This is a genomic window from Kitasatospora sp. NPDC004614, assembly GCF_042873675.1.
Taxonomy (GTDB): Bacteria; Actinomycetota; Actinomycetes; order Streptomycetales; family Streptomycetaceae; genus Kitasatospora.
In genome coordinates this window covers 1-14,457 of record NZ_JBIALR010000015.1, presented here as the reverse complement: position 1 = coordinate 14,457, position 14,457 = coordinate 1, and the positions used below count along the sequence as shown (strand labels likewise).

Here is a 14,457-nt window from a genome sequence, read left to right as displayed (position 1 = left end):
CGGGATTTCCCATTTCATGGGCTTGTCGCCATACCCCCTTCGCGTCGGTATATTCTCCATCCCGCAATGGTTGGATTGATTGACGCGAGGGGGGATTTCATGTTGACAACCGGACGTGATGGGGACAACGGGAACGTTGTTCCGCTCCGGCGCCCGCAGCCCGTGGTTGCCGAGGGCGAGTCCTGGCCGCTGCCTGCCCTGCTGCTCGGCGCCCGGCTGAAGACGCTCCGCGGCCTCCAGCACCAGAAGACTCTGATCGAGAACACCGGCTACTCCGCCACGCTGTACTCCCGGATCGAAGCGGGTGCGACCCGGATCGACAAGCCGGAGGGGATCGCGCTGATCCTCAAGAAGCTGGGGGTGCCGGCCGGCCCGGAGTTCGACCAGCTGATGGGCCTGGCGCGGGACGCTTCCGTACCCGGCTGGGCGTCCTCGTTCCGGAGCGCCTACCGGGATGCGGTGCCGGAGGCGATGGTGCGGCTGAGCGAGCTGGAGAGCCGGGCCAGCCATCTGTACTCGGTGGAGACCGGATTCGTCCCGGGTCTGCTGCAGAGCGACGCCTACCGCACGGCGGTCACCGAGCGGACCTTGCGGCCCAGCCAGCTGCCCCTGGCGCAACAGGTGGTCAACCTGCGCGCCGAACGGACCCGCCGGTTCTTCGCCGCGGAGCCGCCGCCGCGCTCGGTGTTCTTCCTCCGGGAGAACGTGCTGCGCCAGGTGATCGGCTCGCGCGGCCTGATGGTGGAGCAGTTGGAGCGACTGCTGCACTTCGTCGAGACGCCGCAGATCGGCGTACGCATCATCCCGATGGATCTGCAGCTGGCCCTGCAGGTCTCCTCGGTGACCCGGCTGGACTTCGAAGGGCAGCTCTTCGCGGTGCCGTCGGTGATCTACAACGAGTGGGCCGGGCGGGGCGAGTACTACCGGGGCCCGCTGGACGGAGAGGCCTCCTCCGACGACTTCACGGACTTCCGACGCGTGATCGACGACGCCGTACGCCTGGCCCCGGGCCGGGACGAGAGCCGCCTGCTGATCATCGAGGCGCTGAAGGCCCACCGCTCGCGCATGTGACCGACCCGCTCACTCCACGACGGCCAGCCCACCGAACTGGAACCACTCGTCGGTGGCCTGGCGGACATACGGCACGTCGGGCATCCAGTCCGCGACGTCCAGCAGGCCGGGCTCCTGCACGGTCAGCCGCTCGACGTCGAAGAACCGCCGGACCTCCTCCTCCGTCCGCACCTTCCCCCACCCACTCCCGGTCCGCTCCGCCATCAGGTCGGTCACCTGCTGGCGGATCCGGCCGCTGCGACTGACCAGCTGGCAGGCCACCACCACGCTGCCTTCCGCCAGTTGACGCACAGTTCGCTCGATCACCGCACGCGGTTCCTTGCTGTCCGGAAGGCAGTGCAGCACGGAGACGAACAGCGCGGCAACCGGCAACGAGAAGTCGATGCGGCCCTGCACGCCCGCCCGAATGTCCTCGGTATCCACCAGGTCAGCGGGCAGGATCGTCACGTTCGGGTTCTCGTCCAGCAGGGCGCGCCCGTAGGCGACAACCATCGGGTCGTTGTCGATGTAGACGACCTTGCAGTCCTCGTGCACGGCCTGGGCGACCTGGTGCACGTTCGTCCGCGTCGGCAGGCCCGATCCGTGGTCGAGGAACTGCCGGATGCCGTACCGGGCGGCGATGTGCCGGACAGCCCGGATCAGGAACGCCCGGTTGCTGTGGGCCAGTTCGCGGGCGCCGGGCGCAATCCGCAGTAGCTCCTCGCCGGCGAGCCGGTCGGAGTCGTAGTTGTTCCGGCCGCCGAGCAGCCAGTCGTGCATCCGTGCCGCGCTGGGTCTGTCCGGGTCGAACTGCGGAAACGACCCTGCGCCCTCGGTCACGCCACCGGCCCCCATGCTCGAACTCCGCTTCGCCACAACGATTCTGATGTCACGTCATGTTCTGAGCCGTGTGCGGGCACCCGAAACAACTCGCAAGAGTGAAACCCCTTGCGAGTATGGCGAACCATGGCGAATGCGCCCCTGCCGTCCGCTACGGGGCCGCCCGCCATCCGCCCGATCTCAGTCCTCGGCACCCTCCGTCCCGCCGTGCGGCGACCCCGTGCCACCGGCCAGCAGTCTCCTGGCCGCCATCAACTGGACATGCAGCTGCGGCTCGTTGAGGCCCATCAGCTCGGCCGCCGCGCGCGGCGCCATGCCGAGCCGCTCGTGCAGCAGCGCAGCATCGGCGGCCCGGTCCGGCAGCGCCCGGTGCAGCCGGTCCAGCCGGAGGTCGCAGGCCTGGCGGCTGGCGAGCGTGACGCTGTCGCGCAGCACGCGCCAGGTGAACGCGGCCGGGTCGTCGTTCAGCGCCTGCGTCCAGCTCAACTCGGCGCACCGCAGCACCTGTTCGACCACCAGGCCGGCCAACGCGCCGTCCCCGAGCCGCGCCCGGGCGTACGCCTGATAGCTCCGGCAGTGGAGTTGGACGAACGCGGCATAGCCGGAGTCGGCTATCGCGGGCTTGCGCGAACGGGACACCCATGACTCCTTCGACGTCGGCCAGGGTCGGACATGGGCGCGACAGGGCACGGCAGGGCGCGCTGGGGCCTGGCGGGGTGGAACGAGCAGTGGCGCACGCCCCGGGCGGCCCGGGGAGTGCGCGGGTCGAGTCAGCTCAACTCGGCCCGGAACCACTCGACATAGGAGTCCCGGCAGAGTCTCAGCAGGCCGAGCACCAGCACGGTGCGCTCCCACTCGATCGGGCCGGCGGCGGTCACCGCCCAGACCAGCAGCGGGACCACCAGCAGCGCCTGCAGCCGGGCCGCACCACGGACGGCGCGAACTCTGCGCAATCCCACGCCCGGGCCGTCGGCCCTGCTAGCGTGGGGCACCACTTCGGGAAGCCTTGCGCGTTCCCGGGAGGGTCGGTCATTCACAGGTGAGCCACCTCTCTGATCGGCCCGCACCGCCTCGTCCGGTGTTGCAGCACCGGGCGGGGCACCCCTGCTCCGGGGGTGGCCGTGCAACAGAATCTACCGGCCGCGAGCAGCCGATTTGGCGCCAACTGAGCTGCGAAATCCCCCGGTTGGGCATCGAACGGCGAGCGATCGGGATCGGTCGTGGCGCGCTCTCCTTCGATCACCGATGACCGAACCGCCCACAGCCTCCGTACAACCCTCGGGCCCGCCCCGGGGGGGGACGGGCCTTCCTGCACGGGCCGGGGTGTCAGGCGAGCAGTTTGTCCTTGGCCCGCTGGTACTCCTCGTCGGTGATCGCGCCGGTGTTCTTGAGGTCGGCCAGCCTCTGGAGGTCGTCCACGTGCCCCTTCGAGCCTCCCTCGGCAGTGCCGGAGGCCGGGGCGGTGCCGGCGGCGCGGCGGATGTAGTCCTGGAAGGCGGCGTCGGCCTGTTGGGCCTGGGCGAGGTCGCGTTCGTGCATGGAGCCGCCGCGGACGATCAGGTAGATCAGGACGCCGAGGAAGGGCAGCAGGATCACCAGCACCGTCCAGCCGGCCTTGGCGCCGCCGCCCATGTCCTGGCTGCGGAAGATGTCCCCGATGATCTTGAACAGCAGGAAGAACCAGAGGATCCAGAGGAACAGCTCCAGCATCGTCCAGAAAATGTTGAGCAACGGATAGTCCATGACGCTCCGATCCCGCGCACAGTCAGACGGAACGCCCCCGCGCCTCGCACGGCACAGGGACGAAACGATTCGTATCACCGTGAAACGGGCATCGCATGTCGGGCGTCAGGGGACCCGGTCCGGGTTGTTCTGCAGGCGGTCGAGCTCGGCGATGTCGGGGTGGTGGAGATCGAACGCCGGGGATTCGGAGCGGACCCGCGGCAGGGTGACGAAGTTGTGGCGCGGCGGCGGGCAGGGGGTGGTCCACTCCAGCGAGCGGCCGTAGCCCCACGGGTCGTCCGTGGCCACTCGCGGCGCGTGCCCGGCCGTCCGCCAGACGTTGTACAGGAACGGCAGGGTGGACAGGCCGAGCAGGAACGAGCCGATGGTGGAGACGGTGTTCAGGGTGGTGAACCCGTCCGAGGCCAGGTAGTCGGCGTAGCGGCGCGGCATGCCCTCGGCGCCGAGCCAGTGCTGGACCAGGAAGGTGGTGTGGAAGCCGACGAACAGCGTCCAGAAGTGGATCTTCCCGAGCCGTTCGTCGAGCATCCGGCCGGTCATCTTCGGCCACCAGAAGTAGAAGCCCGCGAACATCGCGAACACCACCGTGCCGAACACCACGTAGTGGAAGTGCGCGACGACGAAGTAGCTGTCGGAGACGTGGAAGTCGATCGGCGGGGAGGCCAGCAGCACGCCGGTCAGGCCGCCGAACAGGAAGGTCACCAGGAAGCCGATCGACCAGAGCATCGGCGTCTCGAAGGACAGCGAGCCGCGCCACATGGTGCCGATCCAGTTGAAGAACTTCACTCCGGTCGGGACGGCGATCAGCAGGGTCATGAAGGAGAAGAACGGCAGCAGCACCTGCCCGGTCACGAACATGTGGTGCGCCCAGACGGTGATCGACAGGCCGGCGATCGCGATGGTGGCGGCGATCAGGCCCGAATATCCGAACATCGGCTTGCGGCTGAACACCGGGATGATCTCCGAAACGATGCCGAAGAACGGCAGCGCGATGATGTACACCTCGGGGTGGCCGAAGAACCAGAACAGGTGCTGCCAGAGGATCGCCCCGCCGTTCGCCGGGTCGAAGACGTGCGCGCCGAACTTGCGGTCGGCCTCCAGGCAGAGCAGCGCGGCGGCCAGCACCGGAAAGGCCATCAGGACCAGCACGGCGGTCAGCAGCACGTTCCAGACCAGGATCGGCATCCGGAACATGGTCATCCCCGGCGCCCGCAGGCAGGCGATCGTGGCGATGAAGTTGACCGAGCCGAGAATGGTGCCGAAGCCGGAGAACGCCAGGCCCATGATCCACATGTCGGCGCCGATGTTCGGCGAGTGCACCGCGGAGTTCAGCGGCGCGTAGGCGAACCAGCCGAAGTCCGCCGCACCGCCCGGGGTGACGAACCCGGCCATCACGATCAGCGAGCCGAACAGGTACAGCCAGTACGCGAAGGCGTTCAGCCGGGGGAAGGCGACGTCGGGGGCGCCGATCTGGATCGGCATGAACCAGTTCGCGAAGCCCGCGAACAGCGGGGTGGCGAACATCAGCAGCATGATCGTGCCGTGGATGGTGAACAGCTGGTTGAACTGCTCGTTCGAGAGGAACTGCGTCCCCGGCCGGGCCAGCTCGGCCCGCATCAGCAGCGCCATCACCCCGCCGACCAGGAAGAACGCGAACGAGGTGACCAGGTAGAGGGTGCCGATCTGCTTGTGGTCGGTGGTGGTCAGCCACGTCACCAACCGGCGGCCCCGGTGCGGACGGGTGGCCCGGCCGAAGCGGCGGCGCGGTACCCGCTCGACGGGTGGGCCGGTCACGCCCAGTTCGGTATCGCTCGGCAGCATCGTCACCGCACCGCACCTCCGGCCTCGGGTCTGGGAGTGCGTCCAGCACTACCAGCGGGGCCGATCGCCCGGACGGACGCTCGCCGGGCCGTCGCCCGAAGGAGTCAGCCGCGGAAACCCAGCCTCGTCAGCGCCCGGCCATCCGCTCCAGGCGGTCGATCCGCTCGCGCATCGGCGGGTGGGTGGAGAACAGCTTCGCGCCGACCTCCCCGGGCCGGAACGGGTTGGCGATCATCATGTGGCTGGCGGTCTGCAACTGCGGCTCGGGCGGCAGCGGGAGGCGCTGGGTGCCGGCCTCCAGCTTGCGCAGCGCGCTGGCCAGGGCGAGCGGGTCGCCGGTGATCCGGGCTCCGTCGGCGTCCGCCTGGTACTCGCGGGAGCGGCTGACGGCCAGTTGGATCAGGCTTGCCGCGATCGGCCCCAGGATCATGATCAGCAGCATGCCGAACAGGCCCGGGCCCTCGTCGTCGTCGGACCGGCCGAACGGGATCAGCCAGGCGAAGTTGACCAGGAACATCACCACCGAGGCCAGCGCGCCGGCCACCGAGGAGATCAGGATGTCCCGGTTGTAGACGTGGCTGAGCTCGTGGCCGAGCACCCCGCGCAGCTCGCGCTCGTCCAGCAGCTGGAGGATGCCGTCGGTGCAGCAGACCGCCGCGTTGCGCGGGTTGCGGCCGGTGGCGAAAGCATTCGGCGCCGGCGTGGGCGAGATGTACAGCCGGGGCATCGGCTGCCGGGCGGCGGTGGAGAGTTCACGGACGATCCGGTACAGCTGCGGGGCCTCGATCTCGCTGACCGGCCGGGCCCGCATCGCGCGCAGCGCCAGCTTGTCGCTGTTCCAGTACGCGTAGGCGTTGGTGCCGAGCGCGATCAGCAGCGCCACCAGCAGGCCGGTGCGGCCGAAGAAACTGCCGATGATCAGGATCAGTGCGGACAGGCCGCCGAGCAGGACGGCCGTCCGCAATCCGTTGTGGTGGCGGTGCACTGCGGGCCCTCCTGTGGTGCCGGGGAAGCGGGTGGAGCAGCTTCCTTCTGCCGGGATCAACGCGCCGAGCTGGCCCGATCGTTCCCTTCAGCATTCGACCACAGGTCAGAACAGGCTGCCCGACACCACCTGAAGCACCAGTTGCGGGGCCACCGACAGCACCACGGCGGCGCTCGCCGCGAGGCCGAGCGCGGTGGCCAGCGAGGCCGGAACGCGGCGCGGCGCGACGACCTGCTCGGTGGACGGGGCGAACAGCAGGGCGGTCCACTTCAGGTAGTAGGCGAGCGCGATCACCACGTTCACCGCCATCACCACGGCCAGCCAGCCCAGGCCCGCGTCCACGGCCGACCGGAACACCACGACCTTGCCGAACAGGCCGACCACGCCCGGCGGCAGACCGGCCAGGCAGAGCAGGAAGAACGCCATCGCGAACGCCGCCCAGCGGTTGCGTCCGGCCAGACCGCGGAACGACTCCAGCCGGCCCGAGCCGCCGACCAGCGCGACCACACCGAACGCGCCCAGGTTCACCAGGCCGTAGATCAGCGCGTACGCCACCGTCGCACCCAGCGGCTCGGCGGAGTCCGCGTACCCGGCGGCGGCCAGCGGAACCAGCAGGTAGCCGGCCTGACCGACCGAGGACCAGGCGAGCAGCCGCACCGAGCCGTACGGGGTGTCGGCGCGCTGGCGCAGCGCCGCCGCGTTGCCGACCGTCATGGTCAGCGCGGCCAGCACCGCCAGCACCAGGCCCCAGGTGTGGCCGTACGGGCGGAACGCCAGCGTCGTCACCAGCGCCAGGCCGGAGAGGCCCGCGGCCTTGCCGACCACCGACAGGTAGCCGGCCACCGGGAGCGGCGCGCCGACGTAGGTGTCCGGGACCCAGAAGTGGAACGGGACGGCGGCGGTCTTGAACGCGAAGCCGACCAGGGTGAGCACCGCGCCGGCCTCGGCCAGCGGCTTCAGCTGGGCGGGGGCGTGCGCCAGGCCGTCGGCGATGCCCTGGAGCTGGATCGTTCCGGCAGCCGCGTAGACGAAGCTGACGCCGAGCAGCATCACGGCGGTCGCGGTGACGGAGGAGAGGAAGAACTTGAGCGCGCTCTCCGCGCCCCGGCCGTCCCGGCGCAGCGCGACCAGGGCGAACGCGGGCAGGGTGGCGACCTCCAGGGCGATCACCAGGGTGGCGAGGTCACGGGCGGCGGGCAGCAGCGCGGCGCCGCAGGCGGAGGAGAGGAGCAGGAACCAGTACTCGCCGCCGGGGAGCTTCTCTTCATCGACCGTATGCAGGGAGAGCAGCACCGTGAGCAGCGCGCCGCCGAGGACCAGCAGCTGGAAGGCCAGCGCGAAGTGGTCGGCGGTGTAGGAGCAGCCACCGCTGGTGAAGCAGAAGGTGGAGCGGGTGTCGCCGAGCACCAGCGGCAGCAGCATGGCCAGCGCGGCGAGCAGGCCGGCGGCGCTCAGCCACCCGAGCAGGCGCTTGCGGGCCGGAGGCAGGAACAGGTCGGTGACCAGCACGGCGAGGGCGGCGAGCGCGGCGATCAGCGGCGGCGCGACGGCCACCCAGTCGACGGACTGGATCAGGCCGCCCGGGTCGGCGACGGCGAGCGGAGTCATGACGGGCTGCCCCAGGTCGTGAGTGGTGGTCATCAGCCGCTCCCGAGGAGGTGCTTGACGGCCGGGTCGGAGAGGCCGAGCAGCAGCGCCGGCCACAGGCCCGCCACCAGGGTGAGCGCGGCGAGCGGCGTCCAGCTGGCAGCCTCGTAGCCCTGCAGGTCGGGCAGGTCGGCGACCGGGGCGGGCTGCTTCGGGTCGCCCATGCAGACCCGCCGGACCACGACCAGCAGGTAGGCGGCGGTCAGCAGGGTGCCGAGGCCGGCCAGCACCATGTAGGTGACGAAGGCGGGCCGCGACAGGCCCGCGGCCGGGTCGAACGCGCCGTACATGGCGAGCAGTTCGCCCCAGAAGCCGGCCAGGCCGGGCAGGCCGAGGCTGGCGACGGCGGCGAACGCCAGCAGCCCGCCGATCCGGGGGGCGCGGCCGTACAGCGCGGCGCCGGTGGCCCCGGCGAGGGTGTCCAGGTCGGCGGTGCCGTAGCGGTCCTTGACGGCGCCGACCAGGAAGAACAGCAGGCCGGTGATCAGGCCGTGCGCGATGTTGGCGAACAGCGCGCCGTTCACGCCGGTCGGGGTGAGCGAGGCGATGCCGAGCAGCACGAATCCCATGTGGCCGACCGAGGAGTACGCGATCAGCCGCTTCAGGTCGCCCTTGGCTCCGGTCCGGGACAGCGCCAGGCAGGCCAGCGAACCGTAGACGATGCCGACGGCGGCGAACGCGCCCAGGTACGGGGCGTAGGTGGCGGTGCCGTCGGGGACGATCGGCAGCAGCACCCGGACCATGCCGTAGGTGCCCATCTTCAGCAGCACGCCGGCCAGCAGCACCGAGCCGGCGGTCGGCGCGGCGGTGTGCGCGTCGGGCAGCCAGGAGTGCAGCGGCCAGGCCGGGGCCTTCACGGCCAGGCCGACCAGGATCGCCAGCGCGGCGATCAGCTGGGTGGTGTGGGACAGACCGGCGCCGTGCGCATCGGCGAGCTTCACCATGTCGAAGGTGCCGGCCTTGACGCCGATCAGCAGGAAGCCGAGCAGCATCACGGCGGAGCCGAGCAGGGTGTAGAGGATGAACCGGTTGGCGGCCCGGACCTTCTGCCCGCTGCCCCAGCGGGAGATCAGGAAGTACATCGGGATCAGCACGATCTCGAAGGCCAGGAAGAACAGCACCAGGTCGAGCACCGCGAAGGTGGCCAGCATGCCGGTCTCCAGCAGGAGCAGCAGCCCGGTGAAGGCGCGGCCGCCGGGGCCGGCGGGGAGCTTCTTCACCGAGTACACGGCGCACAGGAAGGTGAGCAGCGCGGTGAGCACCAGCAGCGGCAGCGAGATGCCGTCCACGCCGAGGTGCAGGCGCACGTCCAGCGCGGGGATCCAGGCGACGTCGGTGACGGCCTGCATCCGGCTCGGCGCGCCGTGGTCGAAGCCGGCGGCGAGGGCGATCGCCAGCAGCAGCGTGGCACCGGTGAGGGTGGTGCCCAGGCGCAGTGCCCGCTTGTCGCCGATCGGGGCGAGCATCAGGGCGGCGCCGAGCAGCGGCAGCACCAGGAGGGCGATGAGGACCGCGTTCATCGGTGGCTCCTAGGACGTGCCGTATTGAAGGACTGGGGGTGCGTCACGATCCCACCGCCACCAGGACGACGAGCAGGACGACCCCGGCGAGCAGCGCGCTCAGGTAGCCCTGGGCGTTGCCGGTCTGGGTGAAGCGCACGGCGCGGCCGAGCCAGCCGGGCGCGGCGCCCGCGCCGCGGACGTAGGTCTCCACGACGGCACGGTCCAGGAACCGGACCAGCTTGGCGGCGGCCTCGGTGGGCCGGACGAACAGCGTGCTGTACAGCCGGTCGACGCCGAAGCCGTGCTGGGCGGGCCGGTACAGCGGGCCGAGCAGCAGGCGTCCGGGGTCGCCGGCGGGCTGTCCGGCGGCGGTGCGGGCGGTGACGGTGCGCCAGGCGGCCCAGCCGATCAGCAGGCCCGCGACGGCGATGCCGGTGCCGAGCACGCCGGTGGCGAGGGACGGGCGCAGCGATTCGCCGTCGAGCAGCGCGGGCAGCCAGTCGGTGCGCAGCCCGGTCACGCCGAAGGCCAGCGCGGGCACCGCCAGGACCCACAGGACCAGGCGCATCGCGGCCGGTTCGGCGCGCGCCGGGTCGGCCTCGTCGACCTCCGGGGAGTACGGGGCGCCGGGCTGGGGGGTGAGGTCGGTGCCGTCCGTGGAGCGGCCGTAGAAGACGGCCAGCCACAGCCGGGCGGCGTAGGCGGCGGTGAGCAGCGCGGTGAGCAGGCCGGCCACCAGCACCGTCCAGCCGACGGCGGTGGGTACGGCGGACGCGGGGCCGAGGTTGCCGGTGAGGGCCTCGCCGTGGGCGGCGTGCTCGGCGGCGGTGAGCACCGACTCCTTGGAGAAGAAGCCGGCGAACGGCGGCAGGCCGACCAGGGCGACCAGGCCGATGCCCATGGTCCACCAGGCGTCGGGGATGCGGTGGCGCAGGCCGTCCATCCGGGCCATCGCGCTGAGCGAGTTGGTGTGCGCGGCGTGGATGACCACGCCGGCGCCCAGGAACAGCAGGGCCTTGAACGCGCCGTGCGAGACCAGGTGGAACACCGCGGCCTGCCGGTCGCCGGAGGCCAGCGCGCCGGTCATGTAGCCGAGCTGGCCGACCGTCGAGTAGGCGAGCACGCGCTTCAGGTCGTCCTGGGCTAGTGCGCACAGCGCGGAGCCGATCATGGTGACGGCGGCCATCACGGCCAGCACCACCAGCGCGGCGGAGGACTGCAGGAACACCGGCAGCAGCCGGGCCACCAGGTAGACGCCGGCCGCGACCATGGTGGCGGCGTGGATCAGCGCGGACACCGGCGTCGGGCCGGCCATCGCGTCCGGGAGCCAGGTGTGCAGCGGGAACTGGGCGCTCTTGCCGGCCACGCCGGCCAGCAGCAGCAGCGCGATCAGCGTGGGGTGGTGCAGCTGTCCGCTGCCGGCGGCCTTCAGCACCTCGCTGATCCGGAAGCTCCCGGCGTCCGCGCCAAGCAGGAACAGGCCGAACAGGAACGGCACGTCGCCGAGCTTGGTGACCAGGAAGGCCTTCAGCGAGGCGGCCCGGGCGTCGGCGGTCTCCCAGTGGTGGCCGATCAGGAAGTACGAGCAGATGCCCATCACTTCCCAGCCGACCAGCAGCACGATCAGGTCGCCCGAGTAGACGACCAGGAACATCGCCGCGGTGAACAGCGAGACCAGCGCCGCGTACGACGGGTAGCGCGGGTCGTCCTTCAGGTAGGCGGTGGAGTAGATCTGCACGCAAGTGGCGACCAGGCCGACCAGCACCGAGATCAGCGAGCTGAAGCCGTCCAGGTGCAGGGCCAGCGAGATCTCCGGGCCGCCGGTGGGGGCGAGCCGGGTGGCGGCGTCCAGGGTGGCGCCGGTGCCCAGCTGGAGGGCCACCACCAGGGCGAGCACGGCGGACACCGCGACCGGCAGCACCGCGAGCGGGCGGGCCAGGGCGGGGTAGCGGCGTCCGGTGGCCAGGCCGGCGGCGGCGCCGAGCGCGGGCAGGACGGGGACGAGAATCGGCAGCGCGAGGTTCATGCGGCGGCCTGCTCCTTCGCGTCGTCGGCCGTATCGTCGGCCAGGGCGTCCGCCTCGTGGCGGTCGCCGAGCGCGGTGACCCGGTCGACGGCGGCGGTGCCGCGGGTGCGGTACACCAGCAGCACGATGGCCAGGCCGAGGCCGATCTCGGCGGCGGCGACGGTGATGGTGAACAGGGTGAGCGCCTGGCCGGCGTGCAGGGTGTCGCGCAGCCAGACGTCGAAGGCGACCAGGTTGAGGTTGACGGCGTTGAGCATCAGCTCGACCGACATCAGCACCAGGACGACGTTGCGCCGGGCGAGCACGCCGTACACGCCGACGCTGAACAGCAGCACGGCGAGGACGGCCGGGTAGGCGAGGTGCACGCTCAGCGCTCCTTCGTCTTCGTCAGGGCGGTGCGCAGGTTCCCGGGCCGCGGCTTCGGCCGGTCGCCCTTGCCGCGGGACAGCACAATCGCGCCGACCAGGGCGGCCAGCAGCAGCACCGACAGCGCCTCGAACGGCAGCACCCAGTGCGAGAACAGGAACTCGCCGGTGAGCCGGGTGGTGCCGACCGGTCCTGACAGCTCGATCCAGGACGAGCGGAACGCGTCCACCACCAGCGTCACCAGGGTCGCGGCGGAGGCCACGCCGACGGCCAGCGCCGCCGGGCGGTTGCCGGAGTCGGCGTCCGGGGAGCGGCCGATCGGGGCGCGGGTCAGCATCAGGCCGAACAGCACCAGCACGACCACCGAGCCCAGGTACACCAGCACCTGCACCCAGGCCACGAACTCGGCCGTCAGCAGCAGGAACTCGACCGCCAGCCCGCCCAGCGCGACCACCAGCCACAGCGCGGCGTGCACCAGCTGGCGGGTGGTCACCGAGACGACGGCCGCGCCGAGCACCAGCACACCGACCAGCAGGAAGACTATTTCCTGCCCGGTCGGCGAGAGGTACGAGCGCGCGGCGGGCTCCAGCGAGCCCGCCGCGGCCAGCAGGGTGCTCAACTCTGCTCACCCTCCTCGGCGGCGGCAGCGGCCGCGGCCAGCTTGTCGGCGGCCTTGCGGGCCATGGCGATCTCCTTGGGCTCCTCCGCCGCGGCATCGTGCGCGGGCGGCGGCGGGACGGTCCACATCCACTCGCGCAGCCGGTCGCGCTCGTGGGTGAGCTCACGAATGTCGGTCTCCGCGTACTCGAACTCCGGGGACCAGAACAGCGCGTCGAACGGGCACACCTCGATGCAGATACCGCAGTACATGCAGAGCGAGAAGTCGATGGCGAAGCGGTCCAGCACGTTGCGGGTGCGGGCGCGGGCGTTCGGGTCGGCGGCGGGCAGCGTCTCCTTGTGGGAGTCGATGTAGATGCACCAGTCCGGGCACTCGCGGGCGCACAGCATGCAGACCGTGCAGTTCTCCTCCAGCAGCGCGATCACCCCGCGCGAACGCGGCGGCAGATCGGGCTGCACGTCGGGGTACTGCGCCGTGACGGTCCTGCGCGTCATCGTGCGCATGGTGACGGCCAGGCCCTTGGCCAGGCCGGAGCCGGGAAACTTCATCAGGAGATCGCCACCTTGACGATGCCGGTGAGGGCGAGCTGGGCCAGGGCCAGCGGGATCAGCGCCGTCCACGCGAAGCGCATCAGCTGGTCCTCGCGCAGCCGCGGGTAGGTGACCCGCAGCCAGAGCACCACGAACGCCAGCGCGAAGGTCTTCACCAGCGTCCACAGCCAGCCCAGGCTGTCGGAGAACGGGCCGTGCCAACCACCGAAGAACAGCACCGTGGTCAGTCCGCAGAGCACCACGATGCCCGCGTACTCGGAGAGCAGGAACAGCGCGAAACGCAGACCGGTGTACTCGGTGTACGCGCCGAAGATGATCTCCGAGTCGGCCACCGGCATGTCGAACGGCGGACGCTGAAGCTCCGCCAAGCCCGCCGTGAAGAACACGAACGCACCGATCAGCTGCCACGGCACCCACCACCAGTGGAAGGCGTCCACGATCCCCGGCAGCGACACGGTGCCCGCCGCCATCGCCACCGACGCCGCCGCGAGCAGCATCGGCAACTCGTACGACATCAGCTGCGCGGCCGTACGCAACGCACCCAGCAGCGAGAACTTGTTCGCCGACGCCCAGCCGCCCATCAGCGAACCCAGCACGCCGATGCCCATGACCGCCAGCACGAAGAAGATGCCCGCGTCCACCGCCTCCCCGACCAGCCCGTTCGGACCGATCGGGATCACCAGCAGCACCAGCAGGTACGGCAGCAGCGCGACCGCCGGCGCCAGCCGGAAGATCCGCCGGTCCGCGTCGGCCGGGACGATGTCCTCCTTCTGCGCGAACTTCACGCCGTCGGCGACCAACTGCGCCCAGCCGTGGAACCCACCCGCGTACATCGGGCCCAGCCGGCCCTGCATGTGCGCCATCACCTTGTGCTCGGCCTGACCGACCACCAGCGGCAGCACCAGGAACACCACCAGCGTGCCGACGCAGCGCAGCAGCGTGTCGAGGAGGTTCACGCGCCGTCTCCGTTCTGCTCGGGCTGTTCGGGTTGCTGGTCGGATTCGGACTGCTCGGACTCGGACTCGGGCTGCGCGGGGGGCTCGGGGTGCCCGGCCTCCGGCTGCACCTCGGCGGGCTTCGCGGGCTCAGGCTTCGCGGGCTCAGGCTTCGCGTCGGCGGACCTCGCGGGCCCGGGCTGCACAGCCGCAGGCTTCGCGGGCCCGGTCGCCGCAGGCTCGGCCTGCACGGACTTCGCCTCCTCGCCCCTGGACCCCACGGCCCCAGGCTTCGCAGGCTCAGCGGCCACAGGCTCGGCCTGCACGGCCTCCGGCTGCACCTCGGCGGGCTTCGCGGGCTCAGGCTTCGCG

General features: G+C 71.1%; 14 protein-coding genes and 1 pseudogene. 1 reads left to right on the top strand and 14 read right to left on the bottom strand.

What is annotated here, in order from left to right:
* Positions 1 to 99: 99 nt before the first annotated feature.
* Positions 100 to 1,071, top strand: coding sequence for a Scr1 family TA system antitoxin-like transcriptional regulator (locus ACFYST_RS26415; RefSeq protein WP_387865929.1), 972 nt, complete (start codon positions 100 to 102; stop codon positions 1,069 to 1,071).
* A gap of 9 nt (positions 1,072 to 1,080) precedes the next feature.
* Here the strand turns inward: ACFYST_RS26415 and ACFYST_RS26410 are convergent, their stop codons facing one another.
* The 14 genes and pseudogenes from ACFYST_RS26410 to ACFYST_RS26345 all read right to left on the bottom strand — a co-directional run.
* The gene (locus ACFYST_RS26410; protein WP_387865926.1) at positions 1,081 to 1,905 is read right to left on the bottom strand and encodes an SAM-dependent methyltransferase; all 825 of its coding nucleotides are present in this window, start codon (positions 1,903 to 1,905) and stop codon (positions 1,081 to 1,083) included.
* 165 nt (positions 1,906 to 2,070) lie between these two features.
* Positions 2,071 to 2,529, bottom strand: coding sequence for a hypothetical protein (locus tag ACFYST_RS26405; protein WP_387865924.1), 459 nt, complete (start codon positions 2,527 to 2,529; stop codon positions 2,071 to 2,073).
* A gap of 131 nt (positions 2,530 to 2,660) precedes the next feature.
* A complete protein-coding gene (locus ACFYST_RS26400) occupies positions 2,661 to 2,849 on the bottom strand; it encodes a hypothetical protein (RefSeq protein ID WP_387644336.1) in 189 nt (62 codons plus the stop codon).
* A 367-nt stretch (positions 2,850 to 3,216) separates the two neighbouring features.
* Positions 3,217 to 3,633 carry an SHOCT domain-containing protein gene (locus tag ACFYST_RS26395; RefSeq protein WP_387644333.1) on the bottom strand — a complete coding sequence of 139 codons (417 nt, stop codon included), beginning with the start codon at positions 3,631 to 3,633 and terminating at the stop codon, positions 3,217 to 3,219.
* A 105-nt stretch (positions 3,634 to 3,738) separates the two neighbouring features.
* Positions 3,739 to 5,454: a cytochrome c oxidase subunit I gene (ctaD, locus tag ACFYST_RS26390; protein WP_387866098.1), complete on the bottom strand. Its 1,716-nt coding sequence runs from the start codon at positions 5,452 to 5,454 to the stop codon at positions 3,739 to 3,741.
* 127 nt (positions 5,455 to 5,581) lie between these two features.
* Positions 5,582 to 6,439: a zinc metalloprotease HtpX gene (htpX, locus tag ACFYST_RS26385; RefSeq protein ID WP_387865921.1), complete on the bottom strand. Its 858-nt coding sequence runs from the start codon at positions 6,437 to 6,439 to the stop codon at positions 5,582 to 5,584.
* A gap of 105 nt (positions 6,440 to 6,544) precedes the next feature.
* The gene (locus tag ACFYST_RS26380) at positions 6,545 to 8,047 is read right to left on the bottom strand and encodes an NADH-quinone oxidoreductase subunit N (RefSeq protein ID WP_387866096.1); all 1,503 of its coding nucleotides are present in this window, start codon (positions 8,045 to 8,047) and stop codon (positions 6,545 to 6,547) included.
* A 32-nt stretch (positions 8,048 to 8,079) separates the two neighbouring features.
* A complete protein-coding gene (locus ACFYST_RS26375) occupies positions 8,080 to 9,606 on the bottom strand; it encodes a NuoM family protein (protein ID WP_387865918.1) in 1,527 nt (508 codons plus the stop codon).
* Between the two features lie 43 nt (positions 9,607 to 9,649).
* Positions 9,650 to 11,614, bottom strand: coding sequence for an NADH-quinone oxidoreductase subunit L (locus tag ACFYST_RS26370; protein WP_387865915.1), 1,965 nt, complete (start codon positions 11,612 to 11,614; stop codon positions 9,650 to 9,652).
* Positions 11,611 to 11,979 carry an NADH-quinone oxidoreductase subunit NuoK gene (nuoK, locus tag ACFYST_RS26365; protein WP_387644322.1) on the bottom strand — a complete coding sequence of 123 codons (369 nt, stop codon included), beginning with the start codon at positions 11,977 to 11,979 and terminating at the stop codon, positions 11,611 to 11,613. The genes ACFYST_RS26370 and nuoK overlap by 4 nt, the downstream gene beginning before the upstream one ends.
* 2 nt (positions 11,980 to 11,981) lie before the next feature.
* Positions 11,982 to 12,599, bottom strand: coding sequence for an NADH-quinone oxidoreductase subunit J (locus tag ACFYST_RS26360; RefSeq protein ID WP_387644319.1), 618 nt, complete (start codon positions 12,597 to 12,599; stop codon positions 11,982 to 11,984).
* On the bottom strand, positions 12,596 to 13,147 hold the full coding sequence (locus tag ACFYST_RS26355; protein WP_387865912.1) for a NuoI/complex I 23 kDa subunit family protein: 552 nt from the start codon (positions 13,145 to 13,147) through the stop codon (positions 12,596 to 12,598). Before ACFYST_RS26355 ends, ACFYST_RS26360 begins: the two co-directional genes overlap by 4 nt.
* The gene (gene nuoH / locus ACFYST_RS26350) at positions 13,147 to 14,106 is read right to left on the bottom strand and encodes an NADH-quinone oxidoreductase subunit NuoH (RefSeq protein ID WP_387865909.1); all 960 of its coding nucleotides are present in this window, start codon (positions 14,104 to 14,106) and stop codon (positions 13,147 to 13,149) included. Before nuoH ends, ACFYST_RS26355 begins: the two co-directional genes overlap by 1 nt.
* Positions 14,103 to 14,457 (bottom strand): annotated as a pseudogene (locus tag ACFYST_RS26345) (hypothetical protein); the annotation flags it as partial. The gene nuoH and the pseudogene ACFYST_RS26345, both read right to left, overlap by 4 nt.